Below are 14,461 nucleotides of genomic sequence, written 5' to 3'. Positions count from 1 at the left end.
TGCAAAGGCTTCCATTCCAACGCCGCGGAATGGAAGCCTTTGTTTATTTGCTGGCGGAGCGGGGCCCAAAGGGGCCGGGCTCGTTGGGGTCTGTGCTGTAGCGGGGAGCGAAGGGGCCCGGTTCATTGGGGTCTGTGCTGTAACCGGGGCCGTGGCGATAGCTGCCGCCGCCCGCCCCGGCGGTGGGGCCGTCAGGGCCTAGGGATTCCTCTGCCTCTTCGGTGGCGCTGGCTGTGGATTCCGCCTCGTCGTTGCCCTCCTCCTCTTCATCGGAGTCGGCCTCCTGGTTCTCCGCCTGCTGGGTCATGAACTGGAACCAGCGGGAGCCAGGGGCGTGCCAGAAGAGGAAGGGATGGTAGGCCTTGGAGGCGTCCCCCTGCTTGATGCGGGTATAGTAGCGGCTAAAGCGCACACTATCCAGGCCATACAGCACCAGGAACAGGAGTACAATCCACCAGAAGTTCACTGCCAGGGTGAAGAATATCCCGCTGAGGATGCCGCCCAGGCTGGCAGCACCGTTCTTGCTGGAGAGGTGGAAGATGGGGTTCCCCGGGGCGTCCAGGGGTGGGACATGCTCCTCATACCAGGAGATCAGGTTGCCGAACAGAGCCAGGATCGCCTGGTTGCCGCTGTCCTCCTGGGCAAAGAAGTCCTCCCCCAGGTGCTTGGCAAAAAGGGAACCCAGGCTGTCGTCCTCCTCCACATAGGAGCGGATGCCAGCGCCGTAGGTTACATACCAGTCCTTGCTGTTGGCGTCCAGGAGCAGGAGTAGGTCCCGGCTGCCCAGGTTCAGGTGGTCGGCGGTGTTTTGGGCATAGGTCTCAATGTCCATCCCGCTGAGGTGCCAGACGGTCTTGACAGCGATTAGGCTGCCGTAGCTGTTGTCCAACTGTAGGTCATAGCGGGCCAGGGCATCCAGGGTATCCAAGGAGAAGAGGGTCGCCCCGTCGTCAATCCAGCCCAGATAGTAGTTTAGGTTGCTCTCCCCGGCCCGGCGGTTTTCGCTGTGGCTGGGCTCGTCAGAGGGGGCGGCGGGGGCGGAGCGGGTATAGCCCCACACGCAGCACAGGGCCACGATGAGCAGGGTGAGCACCACGGCTACGGGGGTTTTTTTCAAAAAATTCATTTGGCACCTCCCAAAAGAGTCCCCGGCCCAACTTGTACCGGGAGGGTCTTGCGGGGGCTCAACTGCGCAGCTCCAACAGCTTTTGCTTCAGCTCACCCTCGATTTTTGCCAGTTCCACTTCCGCCTCCTGGCGCTTCTGCTTGCCTTCGTTCTGGATGCGCATCACCTCATCCAGGGAGTCCACCAACTGCTGGTTGGTGTGGCGGAGGGTATCTAGGTCCACGATGGCCCGTTCGGCCTCCCGTGCGGTCTCCACTGTGCCGGTTTTGAGGAGGTCAGCGTTCTGCTTGAGCAGGGTGTTGGTCATCTCCGTCACGGCGTTCTGGGCAGCGGTGGCCTGGCGGGCGTGTTCCAGCCCCAGGGCCAGGACCATCTGGCTCTTCCACAGGGGGATGGTATTCACCAGGCTGGACTGGATTTTTTCGATCATCAAGGTGTCGTTGTTTTGCAGCAGCCGGGTCTGGGGGCCCATTTGCAGGGAGATGATCCGGGTGAGCTCCAAGTCGTGGATTTTTTTCTCAAAGCGGTTGCACAGACTCACCAGGTCGTTGTAGGCCTGGGCGTCCTCCTGGCTGCCGGTGGCGGCGGCCTTGTCCCGCAGGGGGGCCACCTGCTCCGCCTGGATTTGTGCCAGGCGCTTTTTCCCCGCCAGGATGTACATCGTCAGCTCCTTCTGGTACTTGGCGTTGAGCTGGAACATCTGGTCCAGGTTGGCCACATCCTTCATCAGGGCGATGCGGTGCAGTTCCAGGTTTTCGGTGATCTTGTCCACGTTGGTCTCCACCTTGGCGTAGCCGGCCTTCATGGCCTCCAACTGGTTTTTCTTGCGGTGGAAGAAGCCGGCAAAGCCCTTCTTCTCCTCGGCGGGCTCGAAGCCTTGGAGCTCCCGCACCAGCTCCGCCAAGGCAGAACCGATCTCCCCCAGGTCCTTGGTGCGGACTTGTTGGAGGGTGTGCTCAGAGAAGGCGGAGACGTTTTTCTGGGCAGCGGCGCCGTATTGCAGGATGACGTTGCTGTCGGTGATGTCAATGGTCTTTGCAAACTCCTCCACCGCCTTGCGCTCTGTTTCGGAGAGCTTGGACTCATCCAGGTCGCTCTCCGGCAGGGGAGCCTCCTGGGCCTGGGCATCCTCTGGGGGCAGAGGTGCCTTGGGGGCTTCGGGGATGGGGGGTTCCTGGGCCTTGGCGGCCTCTTGAGCCGCCGGGGCGGACAGGGGGAAGTCTGGATTCAAGGTCAGTTCAGGGATGAGATCGTCAGCCATAAACGCAGGTCCTTTCTATATCTATCTCTCTGTGGTGTCACGTTCCTCTGATTCTGGTTCTGGGTCGGGCTTCTCTGGGTCAGGGTCATGTTCTTCGGTTGGGGAGGTATCCTCCTCCGGCTCCGGGGTGGACGGCTCTGGCTGGGGGGCTTCCTCTTCCACCATGGGCCCTTCGTTGTTCAAGCCCTCCTGGGCCAGGAGGCTTTCCATTACGGTGATGTCCGAGGCAATGTCCATGGCTTCGTCCCGGAACAGGGCATCCAGCTGCTTGTGGAAGGAGGAGACGATGGTGTCCATCATGGTCTCGATGCGCTCCATGGTACCGCCGATGTTTTCCCCGGCCACCCCTGCCGCCCCCATGCGGTCGTAGGCGTTGAGGATTTTCAGGGTGGTGGGCAGATAGTAGTTCATGAACTTCCAAATCTGGGGGAGCTTCTCCGGGGAGGAGATCACGTGATCCAGGATTTTCGCCGTGGTGGATTCCAGGTCGTTGATCTGCTCGGAGAGTTTGGGGTCGGAGATGGCGTGGTTCAGGCGGCGGATTTCCCCTAAGGCCCGGTCCTTCTCCTGGATGAGGGCGTCGATCTTGGGGTCGCCGGTGGAGACGGGCTCCGCCTCCTTCTCCGCGTCCTCTTCCACCGTGTCTTCCTCGGCCGCAGCCTCCAAATCGGCGTCGGGGTCAGGGAGCTCATAGCGCTGGGTAGGCCAAATGCCCTTGGCCACCAGAAAGACGATGGCGGAGAGGAGAATCACCGTCACATAGTCGGACACCTTATAGAGGGGGTGGACCAGGGTGAAGATCACCCACACCAGGGCAATGGCATAGATGGGGAGGACGGAACGCTTTTTGAATGTGGTCACGGAAGGACCTCCTTACAAAGCACGAAACGGGCTTTTTTTGTGGCTGGGATGGGGGCTTCTGTTAGCTTGTCGAAAAACAGGGCATAATATCCATATTATTTTACCATAGAGAGATTCCATGTCAAGGACTCATTGCCATTGACAGGGAGGAAAAAGACAGATAAAATGGAGAAAAAGCAGTTTGACGCAGAATTTTGGAATGGGCCGCCTGTCCAGGGCGGGCAGGCAGCCCATTCCATATATATGATGCGGCGGGCTGTCCGGGCCGTGGCCGTCGGGGCCGTCCGGGGAGAGAGGGGAGACCGACGGTGTTCCCGGTGCTCCTGGGCGGGGAAAGCTCCCTGCCGCCGCTTGCCGTATCCTATGCGGCGGGAGGAGGGTTTGTGTTTGTCCCCTGGGGCGGCCCGGCGGCTCTGGCCTGTGGAGAAAGGATGGATGCGTTATGATCAAAATCGCCCCTTCGATCCTCTCGGCGGATTTCACCCAACTGGGCCAGGAGGTCCAGCGGGTCCAATCGGCGGATTGGCTGCACGTGGATGTGATGGACGGCATGTTTGTCTCCAACATCAGCATCGGGGTACCGGTGGTGAAGTCCCTGCGCCGGGTGACGGATAAGTTTTTGGATGTCCACCTGATGATTGAGAAGCCAGTGCGCTACATCGACGCCTTTGCCGATGCCGGGGCGGACCTGCTCTCGGTCCACTTGGAAGCGGATATGCCCCCGGGCATCCGGGCGGCCTTGGAGGCTATGGACCGCCGGGGGGTGAAGAAAGGCATCGTCCTGCGGCCCATCACCGCCGCGGAAGCGGTGCTGCCCTACGTGAAGGACGTGGACCTGATCCTGGTGATGACCGTGGAGCCGGGCTTTGGCGGCCAAAAGTTTATGGCGGACCAGCTGCCCAAGATCGCGGCCATCCGGCAGTATATCGACACATACAACCCAGCCTGCCACTTGGAGGTGGACGGCGGGGTGGACCCAGTGACAGCCCCCCAGGTGATCCAAGCGGGGGCGGACGTGCTGGTGGCCGGCAGCGCCGTCTACGGTGCGGCGGACCCGGCAGCAGCCATCCGTACCCTCCGGGGCGCATAACACTGTATCAAGTGCATCAAAGCTGAAAGGAACGAGTTGACCCATGGAGTATTTCCCCCCTGCCCTGGAAAAACTGGTGGAACAGTTCGCCCGCCTGCCGGGCATTGGCAAAAAGACCGCCCAGCGCCTAGCCTTTTTTGTGCTCTCCCTGCCGGAGAGCGAGGTGGAGGCCTTCGCCCATGCCATTTTGGAGGCCAAGGAGAGCATTGCCCTGTGCCCTGTGTGCCAGAACCTGACGGAGGGGGACGGCCCCTGTAGCGTCTGCGCCAGCGAGAAGAGGGATGCCGGCACCGTATGTGTGGTGGCGGACCCCAAGGACGTGATTGCCTTCGAGCGGTCCCGGGAGTACCGGGGGCGCTACCATGTGCTCCATGGGGTGCTCTCCCCCATGAACGGGGTGGGGCCGGATGACCTGTATATCAAGTCCCTCTTGGAGCGGGTGAGCCAGGGGGAGGTCCAGGAGGTGATCATGGCCACCAACCCGGACACCGAGGGGGAGGCCACGGCTATGTACCTCTCCCGGATGCTGAAACCTTTTGGGGTCAAAGTCACCCGCCTGGCCTACGGGGTTCCCGTAGGGGGCCATTTAGAATATGCAGATGATGCCACCCTCATGCGGGCTTTGGAGGGGAGAAGGGAAATGTAAACGATAAAAGCTGCCGTTTCTCAGCAGGGGAGACGGCAGCTTTTTTGTCATTTGTGTTGGGTGGGCAAGCGCTCAGGCGATTTTTTTATGCACCACCGGCGGCAGGGTGGTGTTCTCAAACATCTGCGTGGGTTCCCCCCAGGCGCAGGCGTCGGGACCGATGGTGTAGAATCCGTATTTTTCATAGTAGTTGCAGTGTTCGGAGGCCAGATAGATTTTTTCGTACCCCAGCTCGCCCCCCCGCCGCCGGGCGTGGTCGATGAGGATGGGGCTCAGGTGCTGCCCTCGGAACTTGGGGTCCACGTACAGCGTGGCGATCCACAGGCCCTCTGCCTCGCTGTAGAGGATTTGCTTGATGGCTAAGGTGTACCCTCCCACCACTTTGCCGTGATCCACGGCGATGTAGGCGTCGGGGATGGGCCCGGGCTGGGCCAGTACGAGCCCCATGTGCTTCTTGATCCAGGGCATACAGGCTGGCCAGTGGCGCTCCAAGCTCTCCAGCATGGCCGGAATGAACTCCGGTCTCTCTCGGATGGAATAGATCTTCATCACAGGTCCCCTCCTTTCGGGACGTGACGGGCTTCCATTTCCTGACCGGCTGTGTTTCGATTTCCTTCTATCTGTAGTATATACCTTTTGACGGGGAAATGCAAGGGAAATGCGGAAGAATTTATTATTTTTGACGAGAAATTCCAGCGCAGACCTGGGTGTACAGGGCCTGGGGGGTGTCCACCACTGCCAGGGCCCCGGCGGCCTCCATGCTGTGGACATCCCCATAGCCCCAGCTTACGCCGATGGTGGGGATGCCGTGGGCGGCGGCCCCCAGCACGTCGTAGTCCGTGTCACCGATCATCAGGACATGTCCCGCCCCGGCGGCTTTGTCCAGGAGGTAGGCGATTACGTCGGCCTTGTTCTCCCGGCTGCTGTCCATGGTGGCGCCGCAGATTTCCAGGAAGTAGCCGTCCAAGTGGAAGTGGGAGAGGATTTCCTTGGCTGTGACCTCCGGCTTGGAGGTGGCCACATAGAGGGGGAAGCCCTCCTGTTGGAGCTGCTCCAAGAGCCCTGGGATACCGGGATAGGGGAAGTTTTCAAACTTGCCCACTGTCTGGTAGCGCCCCCGGAACCGGGCGATGGCGTGCTCTAGCTCCCCTTCCGGCACGCCGAAGCGGGCGAAGCTCACCCGGAGGGGTGGGCCTACAAAGGCGCGGAGGGCCTCCCTGGGGGCCTGGATGCCGTAGGCCTCCAAGGCCAGCTGGGCGCAGTTCATGATGCCGGGGCCGGAGTCGGTGAGGGTGCCGTCCAAATCGAAAAAGAGGGCAGGGTGCATGGGGGACACGTCCTTTCAGAAGGTTCTGGGGTCAAAGATGGATGATGGGTTTCACCAGCTCCGGCGGCTTGGCTTTCATGAGGTGGAAGGCAGTCTCCACCTGGTCTAATCCGGTGAAACGGTGGGTGATCAGGGGCAGGGGGTCCACCCGTTGGTATTCCAGCAGCCGCAGCAGCCGTTCCATCCGGGCCCGTCCACCGGGGCATTCGCCCCCCCGGATGGTTTTGTTGCCCATGCCAAAGCCAAAGCGGATGTTGTTTAGGGGCAGGTCGCCGGAGCTGGTGAAGTAGTTCACGTTGCCTACGGTGCCGCCCCAGCGGACCATGGCCACCGCCTGGCTGAGGGCGTCGTCCCCGCCCCCGGCGCAGATACAGCAGTCTGCCCCCTGCTTGTCTGTGAGCTGAAAGACCTGCCGGGGGACATCCCCGTTGTGGTAGTCCACCAGGTCCGTGGCCCCGTAGAATTGCGCCAGCTCCGCGCATTTGGGGCGGCTGCCAACGGCGATGATCCGCCCTGCCCCCCGGAGCCGGGCACCGGCGATGGCCATGAGGCCCACAGGGCCAATGCCCATCACCACCACGCAGTCCCCTGGCTGGACCTCTGCCAGTTCCGCGCCGTAGAGGCCGGTGTTGAGCATATCTGCCGCCATTACCGCCGCCTCCAAGGATACCCCCTGGGGGATGCGGGCGGCGTTGGCGTCGATGTCCCGGATCAGGGTGTATTCCGCCAAAAGCCCGTCCTCGGAGTTGGAGAGCTTTTGGCCGGTGATGAGGCCGTCACAGTGCTGGTGGGCCCCCAGCTGGGCGGGGACGGTGCGCCAGTTTGGGGTTACCGGGGGGACTACCACGATATCCCCCACCTGGAAATCCCGCACCAGCTCCCCTACCTCCACAATCCGCCCTAGGCCTTCGTGGCCCAGGATGCGCTGGGGCTGCAGGCAGTTGATGGCCACATTGTGGACGTCGGAGGTGCAGGGGGAGACCAGGAGGGGTTGGAGTACAGCATCAAAGCCGCTGGCGTGGGGGCGCTCCTTTTCCACCCAGCCGGCTTGGCCGTTTTGGAGATAGGCAAATGCTCTCATAGAGGGGCTCCTTTCCGTTCAGGGGATTTCCGAAAACATTACCAGTCCCGTTCCCGGATGGCGGTCTCGGTGTCGATGTCGATCTGGAACCATTCCAGAATGTATTCCACGGTTTCGGCGATGCTCTCCCGGGCCACGGTCTCCAATTCGCTGTCGTGCTCCTCAAACTCTGCTTCCAGCTCGTTGATGGCCAGGGTCATCTCATCCAGCTTGTCCTGGATCACGTCCAGGTCAGTTTCCCCGGCCTCTAACATACGGATCACAGGGACCATGGTTTCCTCCACCTTTTCCACCAGGAAGTTGGGGTAGTAGCTGTCGCTGACCATGGTGCGCAGCAGGACATAGCTTTCGTCAAATTGTTTCATGAGGGGACACTCCTTTGTGGTTTCATTTTTTATTTTTCAAGATAGGATTACCGCGGCCAGAAGCAGCAGGCAGGGGAGGAGGGCGGTGTACTGGCCCAGCAGAGGGGACAGGCACCCGCTGAGCACTGCCCCCGCCACGAAAGAGAGGATGAGGGCATAGTAGGTGGCGGCCTTTTGCCCTGCGGCCCGGTCTTTCCGGGCCAGGCGCCGCAGGAGGTGTTCCGTCCCTGCCCGTAGGTTTCCGGTACACATGGTGGTGGCGCAGCCGCAGCCGGCAATCACCCGGAAGCTCTCCACCTGCATGGCGCTGGTAAAGGAGATCAGCCCGTTGGCCAGCAGGTCCCAGCGCCCAAGGGGGAGCAGGGCCACCGACGCGACCACGGCGCACTCCAAAAGGAGGATACATTTGCGCCAGTCAAAGGGCGGCTTCCGTTGTTCCAGGGCGGTGCGCAGCAGCTCCGTGGCCAGCACCCCGGCGGCAAAGGCCAGGATGGGGGGGAGGTAGTGCAGGGCTTGTGCCCACTGCCCCTGGGCCAGCCGGGCCCCCATCATCACCAGGTTTCCGGTCTCTGCTGTGGCGAACACCTGGCCCCGGTTCAGATAGGTGTAGCAGTCCAGGCTGCCGCCGGCCAGGGCCAGCAGCAGCCCCAGGGGGAGGGCTTCAAAGCGGGGGGATTCTCTCATGGGTATCCTTTCGTTGCGGTGTCATTCGTGTCAGCTTGCATTATAGCGCGGATGGTTCCTGCCTGCAAGGTATCCCCATGGTTTTTTTGACGAAATTGGGGGCGGGTTGCCTTTTGTGTATTTTATTGCTATAATGTGCTGGTAACGAAGATAGCCTTGCAGCCTGCGTGCCCGTAGGTACGGACGAGGTTTGATTGCTGTCTGGGGCGGCTTTGCCGCCAGGCCGCAATCTCCGTGAACTATGCTTGCATGGTTCGCCCACAAAAGGGAGGGCGCGATGGAAGAACTGATTACCCGTATCAAAATGATTTTTTCCCAACTGGGGGAGCAGGTCCAAGGGGCCATGGCGAATGTGGACACCTCCCAGGCGTTTTTGAATGTGGTCAACGTAGTCCTGCCGGTGGCCTGTGGTATTTTGCGCATTGCGGCGGTGGTGGTGGCCATCCTCATCATCGCCCGCTGCCTGCTGTCCCTGTTCCGGGAAAAGCCCGGCAAGGAGATTTGGGGCTGGCTGGCCATGAACGACGGCACCCGCCTGGACCTGTGCCACTGGGAGAACACCGTGGGACGGGGGCGCTGGGCGGATGTGGACCTGAATTTCCCCACCGTCTCCCGCAGCCACATTGCCCTGCTCCGGGATGCCCAGGGGAATTGGAAGATACAACCCCTCCAGACCAAGAACGGCACCCGCCTCAACGGCAAGCCCTTGCGTCACATTGTCCCCATCCACACCGGGGATATTGTGGAGCTGGGGGGCCTCTTCTTGGAATTTTACGCCATCAGCGAGGAGGAGGAGCGGGAGCAGGCCATGCGCTGGGGGGTGGCGGAGCGGCCCTTGAGCCCCGCCCGGACTCTGGGCTTCCTGACCCTGTTCCAAATCATGATGTGTGTGCAGTGTATGCCCGGCAGGGATGTCACCCAGCTGGCTATGCTGGGGGTGGCCTATGCCCTGCTGTGTGCCGCCATGTGGGGCATGTATGTGCTCTACCGCAGCTTGAAGCGCACGGCCTTTGAGGCGGAGACCATGGCTTTCTTCCTGTGTACCATCTCCTTTTCCATCACAGCGGCCTACGCCCCGGGGAGTTTGACGACCCAGTGCGTGTCCATGATTATCGGCATTGTCCTGTTTATGTTCCTGAGCCTGCTGCTGCGGGACCTGCGCTCCACAGTCTCCCTGCGCTGGCCGGTGGCCATCCTCACCTGCTTGCTGCTGATCTTCAACGTGCTGCTGGGCCCGCGGATTTTCGGGGCAAAGAACTGGATTGACCTGGGCTTCATCAGCTTCCAGCCCTCGGAGTTCGTGAAAATCGCCTTTATCTTCATCGGGGCCGCCACCTTGGACCGGCTGTTCGCCCGGCGGAACCTGCTCTTTACCGTGCTTTTCTGCGGCTTCTGTATGGGCTGCCTGGCCCTGATGAGTGACTTCGGCACCGCCCTGATCTTCTTCGTGGCCCTGCTGGTGATTGCCTTCCTGCGCTCCGGGGACATCGGCTTTTTGGCCCTGATGGGGACTGCCGCCGCCGGGGGCGTGGGCATCATTTTGGAGTTCAAGCCCTACATCGCCCACCGCTTCGCCGCCTGGCGCCATGTGTGGGAATACTATAATGAGGCCGGGGGCTATCAGCAGACCCGCACCATGTCCGCCATCGCCAGCGGCGGCCTCTTCGGCAAGGGCACCGAGGCCAGCTTTTTGAAAAGCGTGGGCGCGGCCAATACCGACCTGGTATTCGGTGTCATCAGCGAGGAATTTGGCCTGCTCTTAGCCCTGTGTACCGTGTTCGTGCTGCTGGTGCTCACGGTGTATGCCGTGCGCTGTGCCTCCACCGCCCGGTCCAGCTACTACGTCATTGCCGCCAATGCGGCCGCGGCCATGCTGGTGTTTCAGGCATCCCTGAACATCCTGGGGGCGGTGGACGTGCTGCCCCTCACAGGGGTGACCTTGCCCTTTGTGTCTATGGGTGGTTCCAGTATGATTTCCTGCTGGGCGCTGCTGGCTTACATCAAGACGGCGGACACCCGCCCCAACGCCAGCTTTACCCTCAAGCTGCCCAAGCGCATCCGGGGTTGGATTCCCACGGATAACGATCAGGAGTACGCCATCGACGACGACTACTATGGGGACGATTACGACGGCTATGGGAACTATGAAGAGGAGTATTACGAGGACGGGGAGTACGACCAGTACGACGGTTACGATGCGTTCGACGCCCCGCCCCCCCGGCGGGAGGGGGACTGGCAGATCGAGGACTCCTTGAACAGCCGCCGGGACCCAGGGGCTTGGGAGGATTTGCTTCCCGGTCCCCTCTGGGGGGACAAGCCCCCGCCAGACCGGCCTTCCCGAGGCCGTAGGGAAAGGAGGCGGCGGCGTTGAAACGACTGAAACGGCGTACAGCCATCACCATCATCTTGGCGGCGGCGTTGGCCGCGGGGGTGCTCTACTTCTGTGTCCAGCTGATCCGCAACGGCAGCGACTGGGTGGGCTTTTTCGGCACTGCCTTTTACGAGTCTGGCGCCATTTATGACAGCAAAGGGACCCAACTTTACAATGGGGAGACCGGGGAGTATGCGGCAGACAGCAATGTCCGCCGGGCTACCCTCCACCTGGTGGGCAACCGCAGCTTTGGCACCTCCCTGCGCACGGTGCTCTCTGGGCGGCTCACAGGCTACAACTTCATCACCGGCACGGCCCTGGGGGGCCATGACGTGACCCTGACCCTGGATGCCTCCCTAAACGCCGCGGCCCTAAACGCCCTGAACGGGCGCAAGGGGGTGGTGGCAATCTACAATTACACCAACGGGGATGTGAAATGCCTGGTGAGCTCCCCCACCTTTGACCCCCTGTACCCACCGGAGGACATCGAGACCAACAAGAACTACGACGGGGTGTATTTGAACCGCTTCTTCTCCGGCACCTACCCTCCCGGTTCGGTCTTTAAGATTGTGACCACGGCGGCGGCCATTGAGAAGCTGCGGAACCTGGAAAGCTTCACCTATAGCTGCACCGGCAGCTTGCAGATTGGGGACGACGTGGTCACGTGCCCCTATGTCCACGGCTCCAACATGGACATCAACCAGAGCTTGGCCTGCTCCTGCAACGGGGCCTACGCCACCCTGGCCCTAGAGCTGGGGGCGGACACCATTGAGGATTACATGAAGCAGGCGGGGCTGTTGGAGTCCCACAATGTCAGCGGCATCAATACCGCTGCGGGGAGCTTTGAAAAGCAGCCGGCGGGGTCCCTCTACCTGGGCTGGTCCGGGGTGGGCCAGGACCGGGACTTAGTGAACCCCTGTAGCATGCTCAGCTTCATGGGGGGCATCGCCAACCGTGGGGTGGCGGTGGTGCCCAACCTGCTGGCCAAGGAGACCATCTCCGGTTCCCCCATCCCGGCGGCCCTGCCAGGGGGGAAGGAGAGCTATGACATCTATAGCGCTGAGACCTGCCAGCGGCTGAAAGAGATGATGCGCAACAACGTAACCACCCAGTATGGCCAGTCCAAGTTTGGGGACCTGGCTGTGTGTGCCAAGTCTGGCACTGCCGAGGTGGGCAACGGCAACCAGCCACACGCCTGGTTCGCCGGTTTTATCGACGACCCCGCCCATCCCCTGGCCTTTGTGGTTATGGTAGAGAATGGCGGGTCTGGGGCTGATGTGGCGGGGAACATTGCCGCCAAGCTGCTGCCCCTGGCCGTAGCAGAATAAGGAAACAATCGTACACCGCCGGGCCCTTCCACGGAGAGGGGCCCGGCGCTTTTGCTTATTTCTTGTTGATAAAGTAGAGCCCCACCATACAGATGGCGATCCCAGCCAGTTTGTTGGGGGTGATCTGCTCCTTGTAGAGCAGGAGGCCCACAAAGATCAGGACCACTGCCAGGAAGGCGCTGGCCACCAGGTTGGCGGTGCTCACCGGCCACCCGGCCTTGTAGGCATAGATGAAGCCCACCTCCAACCCCACCAGGGCCAGGCCGAACACAAAGGGGGCCCAGTTTAGGTGGCTGTACTCCCGGAGGAGATGGCCACTCCGGTTGGTGGCGAAGAAGAGGATCACAGAGGACAGCGCCGCCACGGTGTAAGTGACCGTCAGGGAGGCCAAGGGGTTGATGTCCGCTGGGGTGGATTTGGCGCAGATTTGATACAGGGTGTTGGCGGCCACCGCAAGGACGATGGGCCAAATGTAAGACAGCATGGAAATCCCTCCTAAAATAAAGATAAGAGCCAGGCGAAATGCCTGGCTCTTCGGTAGGTACCCACCATGGATTTTATGGTGTATTTACTATATCGAATGGAGAGAAAAAAGTCAAGAGGGGAGAGGACTTTACCCCAATGACCCAAACGGGTGCTTATTGTCTGCCGTTTCCCCCTGTTTCAAAGTCCTTATAGAGCATACTGGGCTGAACCCCCTGGTTGTTCTGATACTTGCCGCTGGCATACTTGTCATAGTCCCCCTGGATGGTGTGGTAGTAGATCTGGCAGATCTCCACGTCGGGGTAGATGACAATGGGGTGGATACAGAACATCTCCAAGGTCCAGTACCCGGCAAAGCCCACATCCCCAAAACCGGCGGTGATGTGGATGAACAGGCCCAGCCGCCCCACAGAGGAGCGCCCCTCTAACATGGGCACGAAGCCGTCGGTCTTAGTGTATTCCAAGGTGCGGCCCAGATAGAGCTTGTTGGGCTCTAGCAATAGGCCGCCCTCTGGGATGGTCAGATGGCGCACAGGGTTGTTGGCCTTCATGTCCAAAACCTCACTGTCGTAGACCAGCAGCTCGTCCGCCAGGCGCAGGTTGTAGCTGTTGGGGTTGAGCTGGGAGGCCCGGTAGGGCTCAATGATGATGGATTTCCCCAGGTTCTTTTTGATCTCTTGTCCGGATAGCAGCATGGTTGGCCTCCCTTTTGCCCCAGGGCATAGGCACCCCGGGAAAATAATATTGTATTTTATGTTACTGTAGCATAGGGGGGAGGGCTTGTCAAGTTGAGGCAAAACCAGGAGGTTAGCGGAGGGCAACGAATTGGAATGGCCCCACAAAAGGGCAGAATGGGGTTTTTCGTGCGAGATAGACGAAAAGCAGGAAACAGCGTGGGAAGTCAATAGAGATTATCCATAAAAAAGTCGAAAAATCGGATTGACAAAGAATTGCAGAGTGTTATAATGTCGGTGGAACAAAACCGTATCTCGCTAAGAAGGGAAGGACATGATATCCATGCAATCCACGAACCTTGCAACGGAAGTCCGGAAGCTTCTTCCGGGCGGGGACTGCACCGGACGCGGTGGCTGCGGCTTCGCAACTTGCGACGCCTGCGCACAGGCCATTGCAGCGGGTGGTCCCGTAAACCTCTGTCCGGCCTGCGATGAGGAGGCCGTGGCCGCCATCGCCCAGCTCACCGGCGGGGAATTGCTCCCCCCGCGCCAGGAGATGGCGTTCATCAAGTGCTCCGGCAGTGCCGCCGGAAAATCCCGCCTGAAGGTCTTTGCCAGCTGCGACGAAGCTGTGAAGAGCGGCTTCGCCCCCGGTGAATGTACCTATGGCTGCGTGGGGGCCGGCTCCTGCGCCGCCGCCTGCACCTTCGACGCCCTCCATGTGCTCAACGGTGTGGCCACGGTGGACAAAGAGAAGTGCAACGGCTGCGGCGCCTGCGCCAACGCCTGCGTGCAAAAGCTCATCCACATGGTCCCGGAGGACGCCTCCAACTTCGTCCCCTGCTCCAACCAGGACGAGGAGGAAGTTGCCCTGCGCATGTGCGGCTATAGCTGTATCGGCTGCGGCGACTGCGCCGAGGCCTGCCCCGAGGAGGCCATTACTGTGGTCGATAACCGGGCGGTGATCGACTATGAGAAGTGTGTGGGCTGTGCCGCCTGCACCGTGGCCTGCCGCAAGAAGATTATTGTGGATACCTACCACGATCTCACCAAGCTCAAGCCCACCACCGCCTTTGTGCGCTGCCGGGGCGGCTGGCACAACCATGAGGTCTACGCTGCCGCCGGGGCCACCAACTGCCGGGAGGCCAGCAAGCTGGACCTGGA

At 60.9% G+C, this 14,461-nt stretch carries 15 protein-coding genes; 5 read left to right on the top strand and 10 right to left on the bottom strand.

Features of this window, described 5'->3' with window-relative positions:
- Positions 1-43: 43 nt before the first annotated feature.
- Genes ACTOZL_RS01625 through ACTOZL_RS01615 form a run of 3 tightly spaced genes read right to left on the bottom strand, consistent with a single transcriptional unit; the run spans position 44 to position 3,248 of the window.
- Positions 44-1,126, bottom strand: coding sequence for a TPM domain-containing protein (locus ACTOZL_RS01625; protein WP_482476331.1), 1,083 nt, complete (start codon positions 1,124-1,126; stop codon positions 44-46).
- 58 nt (positions 1,127-1,184) lie between these two features.
- Positions 1,185-2,387, bottom strand: coding sequence for a toxic anion resistance protein (locus ACTOZL_RS01620; protein WP_482476330.1), 1,203 nt, complete (start codon positions 2,385-2,387; stop codon positions 1,185-1,187).
- A gap of 21 nt (positions 2,388-2,408) precedes the next feature.
- The gene (locus ACTOZL_RS01615; RefSeq protein ID WP_482476329.1) at positions 2,409-3,248 is read right to left on the bottom strand and encodes a 5-bromo-4-chloroindolyl phosphate hydrolysis family protein; all 840 of its coding nucleotides are present in this window, start codon (positions 3,246-3,248) and stop codon (positions 2,409-2,411) included.
- Positions 3,249-3,690: 442 nt separating this feature from the next.
- On the opposite strand from ACTOZL_RS01615, the gene rpe reads away from it, so the two are divergent.
- Positions 3,691-4,338, top strand: coding sequence for a ribulose-phosphate 3-epimerase (gene rpe, locus ACTOZL_RS01610; protein WP_482476328.1), 648 nt, complete (start codon positions 3,691-3,693; stop codon positions 4,336-4,338).
- Between the two features lie 43 nt (positions 4,339-4,381).
- Positions 4,382-4,984: a recombination mediator RecR gene (gene recR, locus ACTOZL_RS01605; protein ID WP_482476327.1), complete on the top strand. Its 603-nt coding sequence runs from the start codon at positions 4,382-4,384 to the stop codon at positions 4,982-4,984.
- A 72-nt stretch (positions 4,985-5,056) separates the two neighbouring features.
- On the opposite strand, the gene ACTOZL_RS01600 is transcribed toward recR, so the two are convergent.
- From ACTOZL_RS01600 to ACTOZL_RS01580, 5 genes are all read right to left on the bottom strand, one after another.
- Positions 5,057-5,533, bottom strand: coding sequence for a GNAT family N-acetyltransferase (locus ACTOZL_RS01600; RefSeq protein ID WP_482476326.1), 477 nt, complete (start codon positions 5,531-5,533; stop codon positions 5,057-5,059).
- Positions 5,534-5,657: 124 nt separating this feature from the next.
- Entirely contained in the window at positions 5,658-6,311 is a 654-nt protein-coding gene (locus tag ACTOZL_RS01595) for an HAD hydrolase-like protein (RefSeq protein ID WP_482476325.1), read from the bottom strand.
- A 31-nt stretch (positions 6,312-6,342) separates the two neighbouring features.
- On the bottom strand, positions 6,343-7,392 hold the full coding sequence (locus tag ACTOZL_RS01590; RefSeq protein WP_482476324.1) for a zinc-binding dehydrogenase: 1,050 nt from the start codon (positions 7,390-7,392) through the stop codon (positions 6,343-6,345).
- 38 nt (positions 7,393-7,430) lie between these two features.
- Positions 7,431-7,757: a DUF5713 family protein gene (locus ACTOZL_RS01585; protein ID WP_482476323.1), complete on the bottom strand. Its 327-nt coding sequence runs from the start codon at positions 7,755-7,757 to the stop codon at positions 7,431-7,433.
- 36 nt (positions 7,758-7,793) lie between these two features.
- Positions 7,794-8,441, bottom strand: coding sequence for a YoaK family protein (locus tag ACTOZL_RS01580; protein ID WP_482476322.1), 648 nt, complete (start codon positions 8,439-8,441; stop codon positions 7,794-7,796).
- A gap of 277 nt (positions 8,442-8,718) precedes the next feature.
- Between ACTOZL_RS01580 and ACTOZL_RS01575 the strand changes: the two genes are divergently transcribed.
- A complete protein-coding gene (locus tag ACTOZL_RS01575; RefSeq protein WP_482476321.1) occupies positions 8,719-10,812 on the top strand; it encodes an FtsW/RodA/SpoVE family cell cycle protein in 2,094 nt (697 codons plus the stop codon).
- The gene (locus tag ACTOZL_RS01570; protein ID WP_482476320.1) at positions 10,809-12,140 is read left to right on the top strand and encodes a penicillin-binding transpeptidase domain-containing protein; all 1,332 of its coding nucleotides are present in this window, start codon (positions 10,809-10,811) and stop codon (positions 12,138-12,140) included. The genes ACTOZL_RS01575 and ACTOZL_RS01570 overlap by 4 nt, the downstream gene beginning before the upstream one ends.
- A 55-nt stretch (positions 12,141-12,195) precedes the next feature.
- Here the strand turns inward: ACTOZL_RS01570 and ACTOZL_RS01565 are convergent, their stop codons facing one another.
- Together ACTOZL_RS01565 and dcd are read right to left on the bottom strand one after the other, a co-directional pair.
- The gene (locus ACTOZL_RS01565) at positions 12,196-12,624 is read right to left on the bottom strand and encodes an EamA family transporter (RefSeq protein ID WP_482476318.1); all 429 of its coding nucleotides are present in this window, start codon (positions 12,622-12,624) and stop codon (positions 12,196-12,198) included.
- A 154-nt stretch (positions 12,625-12,778) separates the two neighbouring features.
- Positions 12,779-13,318: a dCTP deaminase gene (gene dcd / locus ACTOZL_RS01560; RefSeq protein WP_482476317.1), complete on the bottom strand. Its 540-nt coding sequence runs from the start codon at positions 13,316-13,318 to the stop codon at positions 12,779-12,781.
- 313 nt (positions 13,319-13,631) lie between these two features.
- On the opposite strand from dcd, the gene ACTOZL_RS01555 reads away from it, so the two are divergent.
- Positions 13,632-14,461: 4Fe-4S binding protein (locus tag ACTOZL_RS01555; RefSeq protein ID WP_482476316.1), on the top strand; the 830-nt coding region annotated here is incomplete at its 3' end.

The organism is Evtepia sp., from assembly GCF_056797215.1.
Note: the sequence above shows the minus strand (reverse complement) of the source record. Positions and strands in the feature narration are given on the sequence as shown.